Raw genomic sequence first — 18770 nt, 5'->3', positions numbered from 1 at the left:
TCAAACCTCTAAAATACTATATATCGGATATCTGGTTTTTAAATTTTTACTTCCGCCAAGTTCCAAAAGATCTATCAAAAAACACGCCTCTACAAGATTGGCACCGACATTTGCTATAAGATCACAAGCCGCTATAGCAGTTCCGCCTGTAGCTATAAGATCATCTACTAACAAAACCCTAGGATCTTTCAGATCTCTAAATGCATCTACATGCATCTCTATCTCATCTACTCCGTATTCTAAAGAGTATTTTTGAGATATTGTTATATATGGAAGCTTATGTGGTTTTCTAACAGGAACAAAAGGAAGATCAAGCTTAGATGCAAGTGCCGCCCCAAGTATAAATCCTCTACTTTCTATGCCTACTATAAAATCTAAATTTTCATCTTTATATCTATCTTCTAAGTGATCCATTAAAAATTTAAAAGCCTTTTTATCATTCAAAAGCGTAGTGATATCTTTAAATAAAATTCCCGGCTTTGGAAAATCTTTCACGTCCCTTATCGTACTTAAAAGATAGTCTTTATCCGCAACTGATAGTTTTTTCATTGTTATCCTTTTATAATAAGGCTTCTATCTTGCCTTCTAATTCCTTGATTCTTTGACGAAGTTTGTCGTTTTCTATGCGGTATTGTGAGTTTCTAGTTCTTAGGCTCGTCACGTCTGCTTTGATCTTGTTTAATTCATCTGTTAAGATATCTATATTGCCAAGACTTCGCTGCAACTGCACTTGAAGCTTTCTGATAACGACTTCTGTATCATCGAGATTATTTTTCATAAAATCTCTCATAGAAAGCTCTTTTTTAAGAAGTGTTTTATAGTAAAAAACCATAACTGTGAGATACAAACAAAGACATATCAAAATAGTATAAAAAATCCAATCGGCTAACATGAACAAAATCCTAACTTATCCACCCTTTTTTGATGTCTGCCGCCGGCAAACTCGGTGGAAAAAAACGTATTTATCATATCTTCGATAACAGCAGCTCCAACAACTCTAGCGCCAAAACAAAGTACGTTTGCATCATTATGCTCACGTGAAAGTCTTGCAGTGCTTACGTCGTGACAAAGCGCACATCTGATATTTTTATGACGATTTGCCGCCATAGATATACCAAGTCCTGTTCCACAAACCAAGATACCAAAATCAGGCTCTTTAGTGTTCAAACTCTCAGCCATTATATTTGCAAAATCAGGATAATCAACGCTCATATCTTTTGAGTTCGTGCCTAGATCCACTACTTCAAAACCTAGTTTTTTTAGACACTCTTTGCTAAATTCCTTAGCTTCGAATCCTGCGTGATCACTTGCTATAAAAACTTTCCCTACTTCCATTATATCGTTCCGAATGCTTAAATTTGTGTCATTATATCATATTCAACTTTAAATTAGCGTGAGCTAAGTATCTCATTTGCCAACTCCAATAATGAAAAAATAGGCATAAATATCACCTTACTAGCAGGAGTGATAATGATCAAGATCAAAATGATAAAACCATATCTGTTTAGCTTTTGGTATAAATTTGCGATATTATCAAATTTAAAAATACGCAAAATATAAGCTAAAGCCTTTGAGCCATCAAGTGGTGGGACTGGATATAAATTAAAGATCGCTAAGATCAAATTTATACTAAAAAGCATATAAATAGCACGTACAAGCTCATTTGGAACTAAATTTGCATATAACGATATAAATGATAATATGCAAAGCAGAGCATTAAAAACAATGCCGGCTAAACTCACGCAAATCATTCCGAAATATCCACCATTTTTTGTGATAAGATATGGATTTATCGGAACTGGTTTAGCCCAACCAAAAAGTATCCCGCCAGCATAAAACATAAGAGAAGGAACTATGATAGTTCCTAGCAAATCTATATGCCTAAGCGGATTTAGGCTTAGTCTATTTTGGCTCTTTGCAGTATCGTCTCCAAATTTAAAAGCTACAAAACCGTGAGCTATCTCATGGCCGACGACAGAGACGATGAGTACCAAAACAAGAGTAATGAGCGAACTTATATCAAGGTTGCTCATATATCAAAGTCTCATCGTTTTCTATAGTATTTGCAAGTCTTCCTATACGCTCCCAACGCACCTTATAGTCTTTATCCCAGCTAAAATATACAAACCAAGGCGTTCCTACTATGTATTTATAAGGTACGCTTCCCCAAAATCTACTATCGTTGCTGTTTTCTCTATTATCTCCAACCATAAAATACTCATTTTGTGGCACTTTAAAATAAAATGCGTTAAACGGCAAACCGTTTATAGATGGCAACTCTTCTACTTGAGCTGGTTGCATAGCGAATTTATTTTGATTTAGATAGTAAAGAGCTATAGTAAATGTATCTGCGCTTTGCCCTACAAAGTTGTCTTTTTCGCCTTTATCTTCATAATGAATACCTTTAAATTTATATGGCTCTTTGACAAATTTTTTACCGCCGAAACTTACTATATCTTCTTTTGGATAATTTTTATCTATAAAATCATCACCTTCGTACGGTCTTAAATACATAGTTTTTGGAGCAAATACGACTTCATCTCCACTAAGAGCAAAATTTCTTTTTACGTAGTAAATTTTCGGATCTGATGGATATCTAAATACGACGATATCACCGCGTTTTGGTTTATCACCGTTTATGAGATGTCCATCGCCGTCGCTATCAAACCATACTGGGATCTCAAGCCATGGGATATGAGGCGTAGGAATTCCATAAGCAAATTTTTTGACAAAAAGATGATCTCCGATGAGAAGTGTATTTTTCATAGATCCACTTGGGATCACAAAGGCTTGAGCTACAAAAAATATAAATAGAAGTACTATAACGATAGTTCCAGTCCAGCTACTTGAAAAGTCATAAAGCCTAGAAAAAACTTTTTTCATTTACTAAGCTTTCTTTGTTTGGCTGATTTTAAGGTATTGCTTAAAAGCATAGCGATAGTCATAGGTCCCACGCCACCAGGAACTGGAGTGATGAGAGAACATTTTGGAGCAACACCATCAAAATCCACGTCACCTACTAGCTTTCCACTGTCTAAGCGATTTATGCCTACATCGATAACTATAGCGCCATCACTTACCATATTTTCTTTTAAGAAATTCGGTCTTCCTACTGCGACTACTATGAGTTTAGCACGTTTTACCACTTCAGCTAAATTCTGCGTCTTAGAGTGAGCCACGGTTATCGTAGCTCCAGCATTTAAAAGTAAATTTGCCATAGGTTTTCCGACTATATTACTTCTGCCGATAACGACTGCTGAGATACCTTGTAAATTTACGTTATATTCTTTTAAGAGCTCCATAATACCAAGCGGAGTGCAAGGCACGAATCCATCAAGTCCGCTTGAGAGCTTTCCGACGTTTACGGCGTGAAATCCATCAACGTCTTTAGCAGGATCGATAGCCTCTAAGACTTTGTTTGTATCTATATGGCTTGGGAGTGGAAGCTGGACTAAAATGCCATCTATACTATCATCTAAATTTAAAACCTCAATGAGAGCTAAAAGCTCACTTTGCGTAGTTTCTTTGCTTAGTCTATGCATCACCGAGCCTATCTCACAAGCTTGGCAAGCTTTTTCTTTGCTAGCAACGTATGTCTGACTAGCTTTATCTTCGCCGACTAAGATAACGGCTAACGTCGGAGTTATGCCTGATCTTTTTAAATTTAAAACCTCATTTTTGATATTTTCTTTTACTTTTGCACTTACGCTTTTGCCGTCTATTATCTGCAAATTTGATCCTTTTTATGCTTTTTTTATTACAAAGATTGTATGATAACAAAATTTGAATTAAATTTGGGTGATTTTAGATGAAATTTCTATATATTTTTTTAATAACTTCTACTTTTTTGTTAGCAGAAGATTTTATCACAAAGCTCGAATATGCCAAGATGTTATACCAAAATCCACGCGGTATTGGTTGCAATAAATGTCACGGTGACAAGGCTGAGGGTGGACTAATATCAAAATACAAAAGCTATGATAAAAAAAATAAAAAATATATAGAAAATGAGTTAAGAGCGCCACGCATAAACAATCTTGAATTTGGTAAATTCAGATCAGCACTAAAAGAATCACGCGGTATTATGCCGAGCTATTTTTTAACAGACTTAGAAATTCAAAATCTGTATGAATACGTAAAAACATTTAACAAGGATAAATAATGACAAACAAACAAGCTTTTTTAGAAGCCAAAAAATACATACCAGGAGGTGTTGATTCTCCTGTGCGCGCATTTGGTAGCGTTGGAGAAGATCCACTTATCATAGATCACGGTAAAGATGAGTTTTTGTATGATATAGAAGGAAAGCAATACGTGGATTACGTGCTTAGCTGGGGGCCGCTCATATTTGGACATTGTGAGAAAGATATAGAGAACGCGGTTATAAATACGGCAAAAAAAGGCTTAAGTTTTGGCGCACCTTGCCTTCTTGAAACTGAGCTTGCAAAGCTAGTTTTAAGTAAATTTGAGTGGCTAGATAAAATTCGTTTCGTAAGTAGCGGAACTGAAGCTACTATGAGTGCTATTCGTTTAGGACGCGGATTTAGCGGTAAAGACGGGATAGTTAAATTTGAGGGCTGCTACCACGGACACAGCGATAGCTTGCTTGTAAAAGCAGGAAGCGGAGCTACTACTTTTGGATACTCTTCAAGCCTTGGAGTGCCAGAAGATATAGTCAAAAACACCCACCTTGCTACCTACAACGATCTTGAAAGTGTAGAAAAATGCTTTAAAAATGCAGATATCGGCGTGATCATCGTCGAGCCTATCGCCGGAAATATGGGACTTGTGCCAGGAAATTTAAAGTTTTTAGAAGGTCTTAGAAAAATTTGTGATAAATTCGGCGCCGTACTTATCTTTGACGAAGTTATGAGCGGATTTAGAGCAAGTGAAACTGGAAGCTATGAATTTAATAAAATAAAAGCCGATATAATAACTTTTGGTAAGGTTATAGGTGGCGGAATGCCTTGTGCTGCTTATGCAGGAAAAAAAGAGATAATGGATCTCATTAGTCCTCTTGGTGGAGTTTATCAAGCAGGAACTCTTAGCGGAAATCCAGTTGCAATGGCAGCAGGTCTTGCTTCTCTAAATAAAATTTATGCTACACCAAATTTATACGATGAGCTTGGTAAAAAAAGTAAATTTATAATAGATACGTTACAAAGCAGTGCAAATGAAGCAGGAATTCCTCTTCAAACAGATATGAGGGGCTCTATGTGGGGGTATTTTTTTAACGAAAATCCGGTAAAAAACTACGCTGACGCATTAAAATCAGACACGAAAATGTTCGCTAAATTTCACGCCCAAATGCTTAAACGCGGTATCTATTTAGCCCCTAGTCAGTTTGAAACCAGTTTTGTCTGCACAAAGCTATCTAAGGACAGCCTGGATAAAACAGCCTCAGCCGTGAAAGAAAGTTTTAAAGCACTATGAACGAACAAAAAAACGAAAGAAGCAAGAAGATAAACTCAACCATAAAAGCAGCCGACAACCTAAGCCTTGGCATTTCTATAGTTGTAGCTGTGCTTATGGGTTTTGGTATCGGATATCTGCTTAAAAGCTGGACTGGAAGCAATGCTCTTCTTGGGGTAGGTATTTTCATAGGCGTAGCAGCAGCTATAAATAACGTCTATAAAGCCTATAAATCTCAGGTAAAAAGCTATGACGAGTTCAAAAAAGACTCTTCAAATTCTCAATCAAATTTAAAAGCGGGCGATGATGAAATTTAAAAAACTCATAATTTTTTATGTTTTTTTAGACGTCTTGCTTATCTTTGTAGCCGCTAGTTTCGGAGAAATACAACTTTTAAATTCGCAAGTAGCTATGATAGCTTCTATGATCATACTTTTTGGAAGCTATCAGGGTTATAAATCAAGAGTGCAAAACAGATCACTAAACTATGAATTAAGCGAAACTGAAAAGGCTATATTTGAGGATATTAAAGAAGATGACGAAATGGAAGATGATCCAAAAAACTTATCTAAACAAACTAAATTTAGAAAAGTAGATATCATAGGGGCTTTTAAGCCATATAGGCTGATCGGATACATCACTCTCATCTTGGCATTTTTTATGCTACTTAGAAAAGATCTGTTTGAGCCGTTTTCTTTTTTGATAGGACTTGCAGTTATGCCAATAGGAGTATTTTTAGCAGGAGTGTTTACACGTGAGCGGTAGCAGACGGATCATAATTTCACTAAGTGCGCTATTTTTTGGAATGTCATTTATATTTATAGCCAATGGACTAGTTGTTAGTTCGGCTAGTTTGCTTCTAACTCAGATGGGCGCACACAGACTTCAAATAGGTATAGTAATATCGTTTTTTTTCATAGGAGCTTTAGTTTGTACCATAGTTTCTCATAAGCTTATCTCAAAAGTCGGACATATCAGAGCTTATACTATATTTACCGCGATATTTGCCTTGTCCGCGCTCTCACATAGCATTAGCAACAACCTTATTTTTTGGGCTGTTCTTAGATTTGTGCTTGGATTTAGTTATTATAGTATCACGATAGTCATAGAAAGCTGGTTAAATGCAAAGAGTAAAAATGCAACTCGCTCGCGCGTCTTGTCGTTTTATGAAATAGTATTTTACGCATCTTTTGGTATAGGCGCTATGATAATGAGTCTAAATTTAGATGCAAATGAGATATTTTTAATAGGAACAATATTTATAATCTTTGGAGCAATACCTTTAAATTTACTAAAAATTCACGCACCACAAGTCCCCGCACCCATAAAGATAAGTTTTCCAAAAATTTTTAGTATCGCACCTTTAGCGCTTTGTACGGGGATCATCTCTGGACTTTGTATGAACGGCTTTTTTTCTATGGCTACGCTTTTTGTATTAGATCAAGGATATTCTGCTAAAGAAGCAGGAAATTTAATAGTCGTAGCTATGGTAGGGGGATTTATCTCTCACGCATTATTTGGTAAATTTTCAGATAAATTTGGTAGAAAATACGCCATTATCTTAGCTTCGTTCATCACTTTTACGTCGTCTTTGTTTTTTATCATCATCAAGCCAAGTATCTATATGCAGTATTTTTTTACGTTCTTTTTGGGTGCTGGTATTTTTGTACTTTACGCCCTAGCAGTAGCTAGAGCAAATGACGTAGTAACCGATAAAAACAGATATGTAGAAGTAAGTAGCGCTATACTATTTAGCTATATCGCAGGATCGCTTTTAGCTCCGCTTATCATAGGTTTATTGATATATTATTTCACGCATTTTGGATTTTTATATTTTTATATTTGCGCTTCGCTATTTTTACTTATATTTGCATCTTTTCAAAAAAACGTTACTAAACCAAACAACGCTTTTAGCGTAGGAAATTCGCATAGTATGATGCTAAGCGAGGTATTAGATGATAATAACAAACAACAATAGCACTCCAAATACTCAAATAAACCAAAAAGACGAGAAAAAAGACCTAAGCTCTCCCAAAACCATATTTAAAAAAGACAGCGCTCATCCTACTGAGCTTAGCGAAATAGATGTTAAACTAAATCAGCTCACAAATAAACTTTTAGATCAACTAAAAGCAAATAATGACGGAAATTTTAAGCCGCAAGTCTTAAATCAAGCCAAAAATGCTCAAGTTGCACCGAATTTTGCGAAAGACGTTGTAGACTTAATAAACTCTATAAAATCAGATCCAAATTTAAGTAAATTTGCAACTAAATTAGAAGAATTTTTAAAACCTATAGAGCAGATAAAAAACGCAGATCTTGCCTCAAATATCAAAAATTCAGGCGTTATGTTAGAAGCTAAAGTAAGCGAAGCTCTAAGAAAAGAAAGCTTGCCAACTAGCATAAAAGAGCTTTTAAGCCTAATGAAAAAAGTACAAAGCAATGAACTAAAGCAAAGCTTTTTAGAGCTTGCAAAAAATGAAAATAGTGATATACAAAAAAGTTTTGATAATTTAAAGCTTATCTTAGAAAATGCCAAAACCAAAAATTTAAACGTCATAAACAACTCAAATTTAAAACCACTCTTAAATCTAGGAAAAAGCATAGAAAATGCTATAAAATTCTTAGATAAGTCAGCAAATCTTCTCTCAAATGAACAAGCTACGCAAAGCTTGAACAAAACAAATACATCTCAAAACATACAAACCAAAATTTCTAGTACGGTAAAAGCACTAGACTTTGTGCAGAATTTACTCCAAAAAACTCAGTCTCAAGTAGAAAAAATAAACTTTGAACTTCCAAATTTAAAAAATGTAAAGTCCATCAAGAATGAGCTTATAAATATAACGAATGATATAAGCAAGCAAATAAATACGCTAAAAGACTCTTTGGGGATCACAAAGGCAAACACTCTTTCAAATTTGATGAGCTTGGAGCAAAGCAGTACTTTGATAGAGCGTCTTATGAACGCTATAAGTACCGACGCTAATAACACGAATTTACAAGAAAAACTAAGTCTCGCAGCTAAAAAACTCTCAAGTATTATAAATTATTTTGATAAAAACGCAAATGAAGCTAAGCAAAATTTAGTACAGATAAACCACCTCAGTAAGCTCACAAAGAAGGCTACTCTTGATATACCAAACATCACACCGAACAATATAGATGAGAGTTTAAAAGCTCTTTCAAATGATGTTAAAGCTACGCTTTTAAATCTCAAAGAAGCTACGCAAAATGGAGCTAATCTTAATAACATAAATCAAAATGTAAATCGCCTCCTAACTCAAATAGAAATGCACCAGCTAATGAGCTTCGCGGGAAACTCTATCCAAACATATCTGCCTTATGTTTGGGACGGGCTAGATAGTAGCAGCGTAGCATTTAAACAAGGCAAAAGTAAATTCTACGCCAAAATTGACCTAAATTTCATCAAATACGGTTCTGTTAGCGTGATCTTAGGACTATTTGATGGTAAATTTATAGATATTATGATCTCTACTGGGAAAGAGGATTTTAAAGATATCATTTTAAACTCCAGTAAAGAGCTAAAAACTGCTATAACAAATTTAGGACTCATCATAAGTAGTTTTTCACTAACTCATAAAGCTAAATTTGAGCCGTACAATGAGCAAAAGCCATTTGATCTTGGTTTTAGTGTGAAAGCGTAAAATGGCAAAGATAAAAAAGGCTGTAGCTCTAGGCTATAACAAGAAAAAAGATAACGCTCCAAAAGTACTAGCTAGCGGTAAAGGAGAGGTTGCTTCAAAAATCATAGAAGCTGCTAGGAAATACGAGATCCCTATCAAAGAAGATAGTGATCTAGTCGAGATCTTAAGCAAAGTAGATATAAATCAAGAAATTCCGCCAAATCTCTATAAAGCAGTCGCAGAGATCTTTAGCTTTTTGTATAGAGCTACTAAGATAAAATAAATTCAAACTTTTTATGCATCTTTTGCACTTTTCAATCTTATATATAATCTCTTAATTTGCCAAAATTCGATCTTACTTTTTCTTTAGATATTTTTTATCTATATAACCGAGTTCTATAAGCTTATTGTAAATTTTTGCCACGATAGGACCTGCAGCACTTCCACCGTGCCCGCCGTGCTCGACCATAGCAGTTACTACAAACTGTGGGTCCTCATAAGGTCCGTAAGTCGTTATCCAAGCGTGTGATCGCTCATAGTATTTCATATCGTTTTCTTTTATTCTTTCTTTATCGGTTTGAGAGATGCCGACTACTTGAGCCGTTCCTGTTTTAGCAGCAAGCTTTATAGAAGCTGCGCTAAGAGCTCTAAAACCAGTACCTCCAAAAATATTTGCCGTATCATGCATACCCTTTCTTATATACTCTATGTCGGCTTTTTCTTTATTTGTCAAGTTGTCTTGTACCTCCCATTCTACTTTTTTTCCATCTATGCTATACAAAAAATGAGGAGTCATATCAAGTCCAGTAGCAAAGATCGCCGTATCTTTCGCGACTTGAACCGGAGTCACAAGAAAATTTCCTTGCCCTATGGACGTATTTAGAGTATCGCCGTGATACCAAGGCGTATTTGTTTTGGCTTTTTTCCATTCACGAGAAGGGACGACGCCTATGTATTCGTTTGGCAAGTCAATGCCGGTCTTTTTGCCAAAACCAAAACGCTCTAAAACCGGAGCTATATTATCTATACCTATCTGATAAGCTCCTCTATAAAAATACGTATCGCAGCTCTCTTTTATAGCCTCTACTATAGTCATATTTTCAGCGCCGTAATTCTTCCAATTTCTAAATTTACGCCCTCCAAGCTCAAAATAAGGATCGCACATTATCTTTGTTCTAGGCGTTATCCTACCACTATCAAAAAACGCCATTCCCATAGCCATTTTTACGACGCTTCCTGGAGGATATAGTGAATTTACCAGTTTATTCGTAAATGGATGATCTAAGTTATTTATGATAGCGTCCCACTCTTTTTGGCTGATTCCAGTAACAAACGGATTTAGATCATACTCAGGAAAGCTTCCAGCAGCTAAAATAGCTCCATCTTTTAGGCTCATAACCACAACAGCTCCAGCGTCATTGCCAAAAATCTCAGTTATATATTTTTGAAGTTCAAGCTCTAAAGTTAAAGTTATATCCTTGCTAGTCGCTCTTGTATATGATACTTCTTCTACTTCTTGATTTAGTGCTGTAACCTTCGTCTTTCTCTCGCCGCTTTTTCCTTGAAGTACTTCATTATAAAAGTTTTCTACGCCGCTTCTTCCTGTGTAGTTGGTTATCTTAGCAAGTTCATCATTTTGAATGTCTTTTTGATTTGCGCGCCCTACATATCCTATAACATGGCTAGCAAGACTGCTATAAGGATAATGCCTTTTGCTAGCAGGTTTTATAATTATATTGTCTCTTAAACTAAGCATTGCAAAATGCGGTATCATACTATCGTAATCTATAAATTCAACGACTTCTACAAAATCTTGATTATATGGAGAATCATCTTTTAAATACGTTCTTTTAAGCTTAGTAGCATTTAGATCAGTAAATACATCGCTTATGGCTTTTATCTCGGTGTCTAAAACTTTTTCATTATTTCTAAGATGAGGCTTGATAAGTATAGAAAATCCGAGTTTATTTACCGCTAATGGTCTTCCTTTTATATCTAAAATTTGACCCCTTATAGGAGCGATAAGTTCTGTTTTGATAGCATTTTTCTCTGCTATATCTTCATAATACTCATTAGATTTTATGCTAAGATAGTAAATTCTAACGAGCAAAATCGTCCAAACTAAAATCAGTACGGCGTATGCGATCCTCATTCTCATAATACACGCTCCTTAAAGAGCATCACCGAAATAGCAGACTCTACTACGATATAATACATATAATATTCATAATTAAATCCTAAAAGCGGTTGATTTAAAATATACAAAATAAGATCACTAAGCAAAAACGTACCGATATATCCGCTAAATACAAATATCACAAGCAAGCATCCACGACATTTCATATTGATTTTAAGCTGGTCATTTATAAAGTTATAAAATAAAATAAATGCCAAAATGGTAGAAAAAAGCTCAAATCCATGTATCTGTTCAGCATAGATAATAAATATAAAAGACAAATACCACCTTTTATCTATATCGCCTATATACTTTTCGCTCTCGTTTTTTAACACCACTAAATAAGCAAAAAATAGCCCGATAAGTGGTGGTAAAAAATGATTTGCAGCACTCATAATCTCATAAGCTATCAAGCCTACGCAAAAAATCACAAATCTTATAGATAATAAATTAACGCTATTTCGTTGCATATTGGAAAATGTTTACATTTGATACAATCAGCCCAAATTTTTTGAGCTGGAAGTTTCTCTTTTGAGATACGATCAAAACCGAGCTTCTCAAAAAAACTAGCCCTATAAGTAAGCGTAAAAACTTGTTTTATACCAAGACTTTTTGCTTCATCAAGCAACGCTTTAACAAGACCGCCACCGATCCCTTTGCCTCTTAAACCGTCTTTTATGATAAGACTTCTAACTTCAGCTAAATTTGATGCATGAATATGCAAAGCGCTATATCCAACTATATCGTTTTCATCACAAGCAAGCGTGTATGAACGTATATTTGTAGCTATTTCATCATCACTTCTAGGAAGTATGATTCCATTTTCAACCTCTTTTCTAACAAGACATTGCATAGAGGAGATGTCTGCGAGCCTTGCTTTTTTGTAAATTATCATTTAAATTCCAAAAACCCCGTTATATATGCTTTGCACCGCTTTATCTATACCGCTTCTTTTTGAGCTAGAAACAAGCAGAGCATCTTTATCTGTTTTTAGTACTTTTGATCTCCCAGCCTGATTTAGCTTATCGCACTTTGTATATAAATTTAAGATTTTTTGGTCGTTTCTAACAAATCCATCTAAATAAAATCCTAAATTTTCATCTTTGGATAAATCAGTATGGCGTGAGTCTATGAGATGAACAAAAACTTTTATATTAAGTCTTTTTCTTAAAAATTCGTCTAGATTTTTTTGCCAAGCATTTTGCAAACTTTTACTTACTTTAGCATAACCAAAGCCGGGAAGATCAACAAAAATAAGCGGTATCTTCTCATTTTCGTTGTCAAATATAACTTCAAAAAAGTTAATAAGCTGAGTTTTACCCGGCGTTGAGCTGGATTTTGCTAAACCTTGATGATTTGTAAGAGCGTTTATGAGTGAGCTTTTACCTACGTTACTACGACCTAAAAATGCGACTTCGCTCATACCAAAATCAGCAGCGTCATCTACACTAGTTGATGAGCCAAGAAACTTCGCGCTTGTTATTCTTATCATTTGAAACCTTATTTTTTATCTTCGATCTGGAAGATAAATTTAACTGGTTTTTTATCTTTGCTAGTGACTTTGTAAGTACCTTCAAGCTGATTTACGGTAATGATATCCCCATATATTTTTTTATCGGTCTGCATTTCATGAAGATACGCATTTTGTTTTAACGTATAAAGCTGCTTTGATGGCTCGTAAGTGAGTTCTTCTCCGCTCCCATCGTAATTTTTTTCATTCAAAATGACTTTAAATTTAGCATTTCCGGTAGCTACGTATTTTATAGGCTGCTTATTTTTATCAAAAAATATCTTTACGAAATCAGCATTTAATGTATCATAATCACCTTTTTTGATAACTACGTTTCCTTTTAGATCGCTCACTAGAGCTTTTTCATCTGCAAAAAAATCTTCGCTAGTAACTTCAATGCGCTCAGCATTTAAATTTATAGCCAAGAATAACCCAAATATAAAACTTATTTTCTTTCCAACCATCCCTGAACCTTTTTTGCAAATATTTTTTTATCGTCTATCTTGTATAAAACGCTATTTCCAGTTATGATATCAGCATTAGTATTTTGCTTATACTGCGTGATCTTAAACGGCACGTCGCTAAAGAGCTCTTTTTTTTGCATATCATATACTATTTTTTGCGATTCGTATTTGAAATCGTCTTGATTTTTATAGATAGCATCATTTGTAAGAGTTATCAAATTTTGTCTTATCAAGGCATCTTTTGATTCTAAAAAATGCACCGAATCTCCCCTAAAAAGCGTTCCTTTAAACGTATCTAACTCATCATATTCTTTATACCTAATGATACTTTTGGTTTCGTAGCGTCCATAAACTAAAGTAGAGTTTAGCTCATAATCTACTACGTTATTTGCTTGCATATTTGCTATGCTTATCTCGGCTTTTATATTTTGTGAAGAATACGGGCTTTGAGTCATTAAAAAAACCATACTAACACTAAATAAGGCTATAATTACATAAAATATTTTTACAACCAAGAGCTTAACCACTTATCTTTTAAATTTGATCTATCGATAATGATATCTATCATTTCTCTAACAGCGCCAAAACCACCATTTTTACTAAGTTTGATATCCGTTTTTACTGATTCATGAGCGTCATTTGGACTAAAACTAAGAGCAACACTAGATAAAAGTCTCATATCATTTAGATCATCGCCGATAGCAGCTGCATTATCAAAACTTAGACCTTCTAAATTTAGTATCTCACTAGCCTTTGCCATCTTGTCTTTTACATCTTGAAAACAGTATTTTATACCAAGCTCTTTTGCCCTGTTTTCAACGATAAGGGATTTTTTACCAGTTATGATAGCTGAAATTTTTCCTAGCTTATTCCACTGCTGCAAAGCAAAACCGTCTTTTACATCAAAACGTTTAAACTCATCACCACTATTTGTTTTATAAATACCGCCATCGCTAAGACATCCATCAACATCGAGAAATATTATCTCTATCATAAAACACCCTTTGTACTAGGTGTTTCTATGCGTTCATTTTTGCTCATCGCTCTTCTAAAAGCAACCGCAAATGCTTTAAAACTAGCTTCTGCGATATGATGGGAATTTGTCCCTCTAAGCTTTATAATGTGTAAAGTAATCCCAGCATTCATAGCCAAAGCCCTAAAAAATTCTTCGATAAGTTCACTATCAAACGTACCTATTTTTTCATTCATCTTACTCTCATAAACAAGATATGCTCTGTTTGAAAGATCCATAGCACACTCAACAGCGGCTTCATCCATAACAACAACGCTATTTGCATATCTCTCTACGCCTTTAAGTGGATATATACTCTCTTTTATAGCAGATCCTAACACTATACCGCAGTCTTCTACGCTATGATGATCATCTATAAAAAGATCACCTTTACAACTAAGCTTTATGTCCATCAATGAGTGCTTAGCAAGAGAGATGAGCATATGATCAAAAAACCCTACACCCGTATTTATTTCGCTTTTTCCACTACCGTTTATCTCAAGTTCTAGTTCAATATCTGTTTCTTTTGTAACTCTATGTTTTTTTATCATTTTTTAATCCCTTACTATAAATGCGCCTTTAAATTTACCCGAGCTTATAAAATCTCTAGCTTCATCTTCACTTCTAAATCCAGTTAAGAACACTCTATATATAGGCTCGCTATCTAGCACATAGTTTCTAACAGTCACTCTGTATCCACTTGTCTTATCAAACTCTTTCTTATACGAGTCAGCTCCAGTTTTCTTTCTAAATGCACCGATTTGCACCATAAAATTTCCACCAGCATAAGTGTGAGTAGTGGCTGATTTATTGCTTGGAGTCTCGACTTTACCGTAAAATCCAACAACTTCTAGTCTAACAGGGGCAGTTCCAGCACCTATCATAGATATCTCGTTTGCCGCGGCTTTAGATAGATCTATGATGCGTCCCGCCACAAACGGACCACGATCATTTATCCTTACGAGTGTAGTTTTTCCATTTTTTAAATTGAGTACTTTAACCATAGTATTCATCGGTAAAGTTTTATGAGCAGCAGTCATCGCGTTCATATTATAGTTTTCACCGTTACTTGTTTTTTTACCGTGAAAATTCGGACCATACCAGCTTGCGATTCCACTAGCCGTGTCGCCGACCTCAACAACCGTAGGATAGTAAGTTTTGCCATTTATAGTATATGGTTTCATAGTGGCTTTATGCATACTAGATGAGTTATTTATACTCTTTGTTTGAAAATCCTTACTTGGATAATACGGTATATTTTTTACTATAGAACAGCCGGTAAATACAAGCACGAAACAAGCTAGATATAAATTTTTATTTAGGTATGACAATACTATCCCCTATTCCCAAACTTGAGCTTTTAAGATTATTTAACTCTACTATATCTTTTACTTGTACATCAAATTTTTTAGAAATTCCAAGCAGTGTGTCGCCTTTTTTAACTATATAATTTGCTAATGCCTGGCTATTCTTTGATGTTAAAATAATAATTTTATCGTTTGGCTTTACTTTTGTTATGTCATTGTATTTTTGAATTTCTTTAGGACTAACTTTCCATTTAGTCGCTATTTTAGCTATAGTATCGCCTTTTTTAACATCATAAATTTTAAATGATTTACTATCCATAGGTTTAAAATTCGTTGCAAAAATATCTTTTTTATTAAGAGGTATATAAAGATAATACTCTTTTAAATTTGGCGGAGTAAAGCCGTATCTTAAATGAGAGTTATACTCTTTCATCTTTTTAGTGCTAAGGCCTATGGCTTCTGCGACTTCGCTCAAAGCGGTTCCTCCTGGCACTGAAACTCTTGCTATACTTATTTGATTTGCATTATTTAGTATCGAAGAATCGTTTGCAATGATAAAATCACTATCTTCGGCCATATTTGCAACTAAAAGTATCTTTCTTATAAACATTCTAGTTTCTAAAGAAAGGTATTTTTTATCTGGATCTACTAAAACGCTAAGATCGTCAGAACCAGCTTTTGCGATAGCTTTTTTCAAATTTCCCTCGCCACAGTTATAAGCCATAATAGCCAAATACCATTTTCCAAATTGCGCTTTTAAATTTTTTAAATATTTTACCGCTGCAAGAGTCGAAGCGATAGGATCACGTCTTTCATCGACATATTTATCTACTTTTAACCCGTGAAGTTTTGCTGTACCTTCCATAAACTGCCACATACCGGCCGCTTTTGAATTTGACATCGCTTTATTTGATAGTCCGCTCTCAACTATAGCAAGATACAAAAATGATTTTGGCATATTGTGCTTATCCATAAGCTCTTTTAACATAGATATGTGTTTGTATTCTTCTTTTATGGTATTTACGAAACTTTTTTTTCTAGAACTCGAATCATCAAATTTCATAGCTAAGAAGTATGGATCTTTCATGTATTTAGGATCTATATCAAGCTCTTTTAAAACTCTTAGTTGTGAGTTATAATCATTATTTGCAGGTATATATCCAAAAAGCGAACTAGCAGCTAAAAAACATAGTAAAATAGTTGTAAAAAATTTCATTAGGCTCCTTAAATATTAAATAATCTTTGCGCGTTTTTAGTCGTGATCTCCTCCACCTCGTCTTTTGTTAAATTTAAAATATCAGCTATCTTCTGTGCTACAAAATTAGTAAATTTAGGTTCATTTCTTTCACCACGGTGTGGCTCAGGCGTCAGATACGGACCATCGGTTTCTATTATCACTTTATCAAGCGGAATTTGTGGTAGAATTTCGACTAGTTTTTTAGCATTTTTAAACGTCAAAACTCCACCGATACCATAGTAAAACTTATTGCTAAGTTCTAGCAAGATAGGACTTGCATTAAAACAATGCAAAACTCCACCTACAAGTTCATCTTTATACTCTTTTAGTATATTTAAGCTATCTTCGTTTGCATCTCTTATATGTACGATAAGAGGTTTTTTTAGCTTTGAAGCTAACTTTATCTGATCTATAAAAACATCTTTTTGTCTATTTTTATACTCTAAAACACCAGTTTGCGGAAGCCTGAAATAGTCCAGTCCACACTCTCCTACGGCTACGCATTTTCTATCTTTAGCAAATTTGATCAAAGTATCTCTGTCATAGCCCTCTGTCTCATAAGGATGAACTCCGACTGCAAAAAAGATATTATCATATCTATTTGCTATTTTACACGCTTTTGGTAAATCATTGATATCAGCACCGGGGATTATCACCTGTTTTATGCCATTATTTTGTAAATTTTTTATCAAATCATCTAGATCGTCAATGTATCTTTCATCATCTAAATGACAATGAGTATCTATAATCATAATATTTCTACCCTATTTTTTCCGGCTGTTTTCGCATTATAAAGTGCTTCATCGGATTTTGATATAAGCCAGTCGATATCTTTAGAAAAGTCTCCGTTAGTAACGCCGACAGAAACTGTAAGTTTTATATCAAAACCTTTTATATTTATTAAACAAGCAGCGATTTTGGCTCTTATGGATACTATTTTTTTTACAGCATCATCAAATTTAATATTTTTTAAAACTACGCAAAACTCCTCTCCACCAAAACGAGCTACTAAGTCGTCTTCATCAAGACCACCTATCAAAAAGCTTGAGAGTTTTTGTATGACTATATCTCCTATATCGTGTCCAAAACTATTGTTTATCCTTTTAAAATCATCTATGTCAAACATAGCCACTGCAAAGCTTTGATCTAAACAAGTCTTGTAATACTCGTCCATATTCATATAAAAATATCTTCTGTTATAAGCACCACTCAAAAAATCCGTATTAGCTAATTTTGCCATAAATTTGATATTTTCCATAGACTCGATACTATTATTTACGCGGCACATTAGCTCTTCTTTGCTAAAAGGCTTGACGATAAAATCATTTGCACCGTTCTTTAGAAATTTTGCTCCAGTATCGACGTCTGAGTTGTCTCCTGTGATGGCTATAACACTTATTTCATTTTTGGAATATTTTTCTCTGATGTGTCCCATAAGCTCAAAACCGTCCATAACTGGCATATTATAATCAGTTAAAACAAGTTTGATATCTGGATTATCAGCTAAATAGCTCATAGCCTCTTCGCCATGCGCTGCGGCAAAGACCTTAAATTGTTGAGAAAGTAAAAATTGCTTGATTTTATTTCTCATAGGAGTGCTATCATCTACTATCATTACTTTATAATCTCTATTTTTACTAAGCCTATTTATGGTATCAAAAATATAATTTATATTATTCATATTGCTTTTGACGACGTAATCAACTATGTTTTTATTTGTAAATATATCTTTTGTCGCGTTATCCATACTTCCAGTAAGAACGATCACGAGTATATTTTTCGATAAAACATAATCAACTATCTCGCCATTTGGCGCGTCTGGTAAATTTAGATCTAAAAGAGCTATAAAAAAATCATCGTTATCTTCTATGATATCTCTTGCTTCGCTAAAGCTATGCGCAACGACAACATCCATATCAACATCTTGTTCCATTTTTTTAGCTATCAACTTCGCTAAGGCCTTGTTGTCATCGACAACTAAGATTCTTTCTTTCATAACAAATAT

The 18770-nt window shown here is 34.5% G+C and carries 25 protein-coding genes; 7 read left to right on the top strand and 18 right to left on the bottom strand.

Annotation, left to right across the window (positions count from 1 at the left end):
- The 6 genes from apt to folD are packed head-to-tail and all read right to left on the bottom strand — an operon-like array spanning position 1 to position 3731.
- Positions 1–549 carry an adenine phosphoribosyltransferase gene (gene apt / locus CHHT_RS02925; protein WP_034962641.1) on the bottom strand — a complete coding sequence of 183 codons (549 nt, stop codon included), beginning with the start codon at positions 547–549 and terminating at the stop codon, positions 1–3.
- A 10-nt stretch (positions 550–559) separates the two neighbouring features.
- Positions 560–892: a membrane protein gene (locus tag CHHT_RS02920; protein ID WP_034962640.1), complete on the bottom strand. Its 333-nt coding sequence runs from the start codon at positions 890–892 to the stop codon at positions 560–562.
- The gene (rpiB, locus tag CHHT_RS02915) at positions 886–1335 is read right to left on the bottom strand and encodes a ribose 5-phosphate isomerase B (protein WP_034962639.1); all 450 of its coding nucleotides are present in this window, start codon (positions 1333–1335) and stop codon (positions 886–888) included. Before rpiB ends, CHHT_RS02920 begins: the two co-directional genes overlap by 7 nt.
- Positions 1336–1388: 53 nt before the next feature.
- On the bottom strand, positions 1389–2033 hold the full coding sequence (locus tag CHHT_RS02910; protein WP_034962638.1) for a site-2 protease family protein: 645 nt from the start codon (positions 2031–2033) through the stop codon (positions 1389–1391).
- Positions 2020–2883, bottom strand: a complete 864-nt coding sequence (gene lepB / locus CHHT_RS02905; RefSeq protein WP_034962637.1) for a signal peptidase I — start codon at positions 2881–2883, stop codon at positions 2020–2022. The genes CHHT_RS02910 and lepB overlap by 14 nt, the downstream gene beginning before the upstream one ends.
- Entirely contained in the window at positions 2880–3731 is an 852-nt protein-coding gene (gene folD / locus CHHT_RS02900) for a bifunctional methylenetetrahydrofolate dehydrogenase/methenyltetrahydrofolate cyclohydrolase FolD (protein ID WP_034962636.1), read from the bottom strand. The genes lepB and folD overlap by 4 nt, the downstream gene beginning before the upstream one ends.
- Positions 3732–3808: 77 nt before the next feature.
- On the opposite strand from folD, the gene CHHT_RS02895 reads away from it, so the two are divergent.
- From CHHT_RS02895 to CHHT_RS02865, 7 genes are read left to right on the top strand one after another with little or no spacing between them, the layout of a single operon-like run.
- The gene (locus CHHT_RS02895) at positions 3809–4162 is read left to right on the top strand and encodes a c-type cytochrome (RefSeq protein ID WP_034962635.1); all 354 of its coding nucleotides are present in this window, start codon (positions 3809–3811) and stop codon (positions 4160–4162) included.
- Positions 4162–5433, top strand: coding sequence for a glutamate-1-semialdehyde 2,1-aminomutase (gene hemL / locus CHHT_RS02890; protein WP_034962634.1), 1272 nt, complete (start codon positions 4162–4164; stop codon positions 5431–5433). Before CHHT_RS02895 ends, hemL begins: the two co-directional genes overlap by 1 nt.
- Entirely contained in the window at positions 5430–5729 is a 300-nt protein-coding gene (locus CHHT_RS02885; RefSeq protein WP_034962633.1) for an AtpZ/AtpI family protein, read from the top strand. The genes hemL and CHHT_RS02885 overlap by 4 nt, the downstream gene beginning before the upstream one ends.
- A complete protein-coding gene (locus tag CHHT_RS02880; RefSeq protein ID WP_064019686.1) occupies positions 5716–6177 on the top strand; it encodes a hypothetical protein in 462 nt (153 codons plus the stop codon). Before CHHT_RS02885 ends, CHHT_RS02880 begins: the two co-directional genes overlap by 14 nt.
- 40 nt (positions 6178–6217) lie before the next feature.
- The gene (locus tag CHHT_RS02875) at positions 6218–7390 is read left to right on the top strand and encodes an MFS transporter (protein WP_051663754.1); all 1173 of its coding nucleotides are present in this window, start codon (positions 6218–6220) and stop codon (positions 7388–7390) included.
- Positions 7368–9080 (top strand): flagellar hook-length control protein FliK, encoded by a 1713-nt coding sequence (locus CHHT_RS02870; protein WP_034962630.1) that lies wholly within the window; start codon positions 7368–7370, stop codon positions 9078–9080. Before CHHT_RS02875 ends, CHHT_RS02870 begins: the two co-directional genes overlap by 23 nt.
- A gap of 1 nt (position 9081) precedes the next feature.
- Positions 9082–9342, top strand: a complete 261-nt coding sequence (locus CHHT_RS02865; protein ID WP_034962629.1) for a FlhB-like flagellar biosynthesis protein — start codon at positions 9082–9084, stop codon at positions 9340–9342.
- Positions 9343–9414: 72 nt separating this feature from the next.
- Here CHHT_RS02865 and mrdA read toward each other — a convergent pair whose 3' ends face one another.
- The 12 genes from mrdA to CHHT_RS02805 are packed head-to-tail and all read right to left on the bottom strand — an operon-like array spanning position 9415 to position 18761.
- The gene (gene mrdA, locus CHHT_RS02860) at positions 9415–11217 is read right to left on the bottom strand and encodes a penicillin-binding protein 2 (RefSeq protein WP_059434723.1); all 1803 of its coding nucleotides are present in this window, start codon (positions 11215–11217) and stop codon (positions 9415–9417) included.
- Positions 11214–11666, bottom strand: a complete 453-nt coding sequence (locus tag CHHT_RS02855) for a hypothetical protein (protein WP_232051101.1) — start codon at positions 11664–11666, stop codon at positions 11214–11216. Before CHHT_RS02855 ends, mrdA begins: the two co-directional genes overlap by 4 nt.
- Positions 11667–11671: 5 nt before the next feature.
- Positions 11672–12130, bottom strand: a complete 459-nt coding sequence (locus tag CHHT_RS02850; RefSeq protein ID WP_034962628.1) for an N-acetyltransferase — start codon at positions 12128–12130, stop codon at positions 11672–11674.
- A complete protein-coding gene (yihA, locus tag CHHT_RS02845; protein ID WP_034962627.1) occupies positions 12131–12727 on the bottom strand; it encodes a ribosome biogenesis GTP-binding protein YihA/YsxC in 597 nt (198 codons plus the stop codon).
- An 8-nt stretch (positions 12728–12735) separates the two neighbouring features.
- Positions 12736–13209: a lipopolysaccharide transport periplasmic protein LptA gene (gene lptA, locus CHHT_RS02840; protein WP_034962626.1), complete on the bottom strand. Its 474-nt coding sequence runs from the start codon at positions 13207–13209 to the stop codon at positions 12736–12738.
- The gene (locus tag CHHT_RS02835) at positions 13191–13676 is read right to left on the bottom strand and encodes a hypothetical protein (RefSeq protein WP_034962839.1); all 486 of its coding nucleotides are present in this window, start codon (positions 13674–13676) and stop codon (positions 13191–13193) included. The genes lptA and CHHT_RS02835 overlap by 19 nt, the downstream gene beginning before the upstream one ends.
- A gap of 38 nt (positions 13677–13714) precedes the next feature.
- A complete protein-coding gene (locus CHHT_RS02830; protein WP_034962625.1) occupies positions 13715–14203 on the bottom strand; it encodes a KdsC family phosphatase in 489 nt (162 codons plus the stop codon).
- The gene (gene hisB, locus CHHT_RS02825) at positions 14200–14772 is read right to left on the bottom strand and encodes an imidazoleglycerol-phosphate dehydratase HisB (protein ID WP_034962624.1); all 573 of its coding nucleotides are present in this window, start codon (positions 14770–14772) and stop codon (positions 14200–14202) included. The genes CHHT_RS02830 and hisB overlap by 4 nt, the downstream gene beginning before the upstream one ends.
- Before the next feature lie 3 nt (positions 14773–14775).
- Positions 14776–15552, bottom strand: a complete 777-nt coding sequence (locus CHHT_RS02820; RefSeq protein ID WP_250209350.1) for a septal ring lytic transglycosylase RlpA family protein — start codon at positions 15550–15552, stop codon at positions 14776–14778.
- Positions 15536–16744: a lytic transglycosylase domain-containing protein gene (locus tag CHHT_RS02815; protein WP_034962623.1), complete on the bottom strand. Its 1209-nt coding sequence runs from the start codon at positions 16742–16744 to the stop codon at positions 15536–15538. Before CHHT_RS02815 ends, CHHT_RS02820 begins: the two co-directional genes overlap by 17 nt.
- Before the next feature lie 8 nt (positions 16745–16752).
- Positions 16753–17517, bottom strand: coding sequence for a TatD family hydrolase (locus CHHT_RS02810; RefSeq protein ID WP_034962622.1), 765 nt, complete (start codon positions 17515–17517; stop codon positions 16753–16755).
- Positions 17514–18761: a GGDEF domain-containing response regulator gene (locus CHHT_RS02805; RefSeq protein ID WP_034962621.1), complete on the bottom strand. Its 1248-nt coding sequence runs from the start codon at positions 18759–18761 to the stop codon at positions 17514–17516. Before CHHT_RS02805 ends, CHHT_RS02810 begins: the two co-directional genes overlap by 4 nt.
- Positions 18762–18770: the final 9 nt, after the last annotated feature.

It is taken from the genome of Campylobacter hyointestinalis subsp. hyointestinalis, assembly GCF_013372145.1.
Lineage (GTDB): Bacteria > Campylobacterota > Campylobacteria > Campylobacterales > Campylobacteraceae > Campylobacter > Campylobacter hyointestinalis.
Note: the sequence above shows the minus strand (reverse complement) of the source record. Positions and strands in the feature narration are given on the sequence as shown.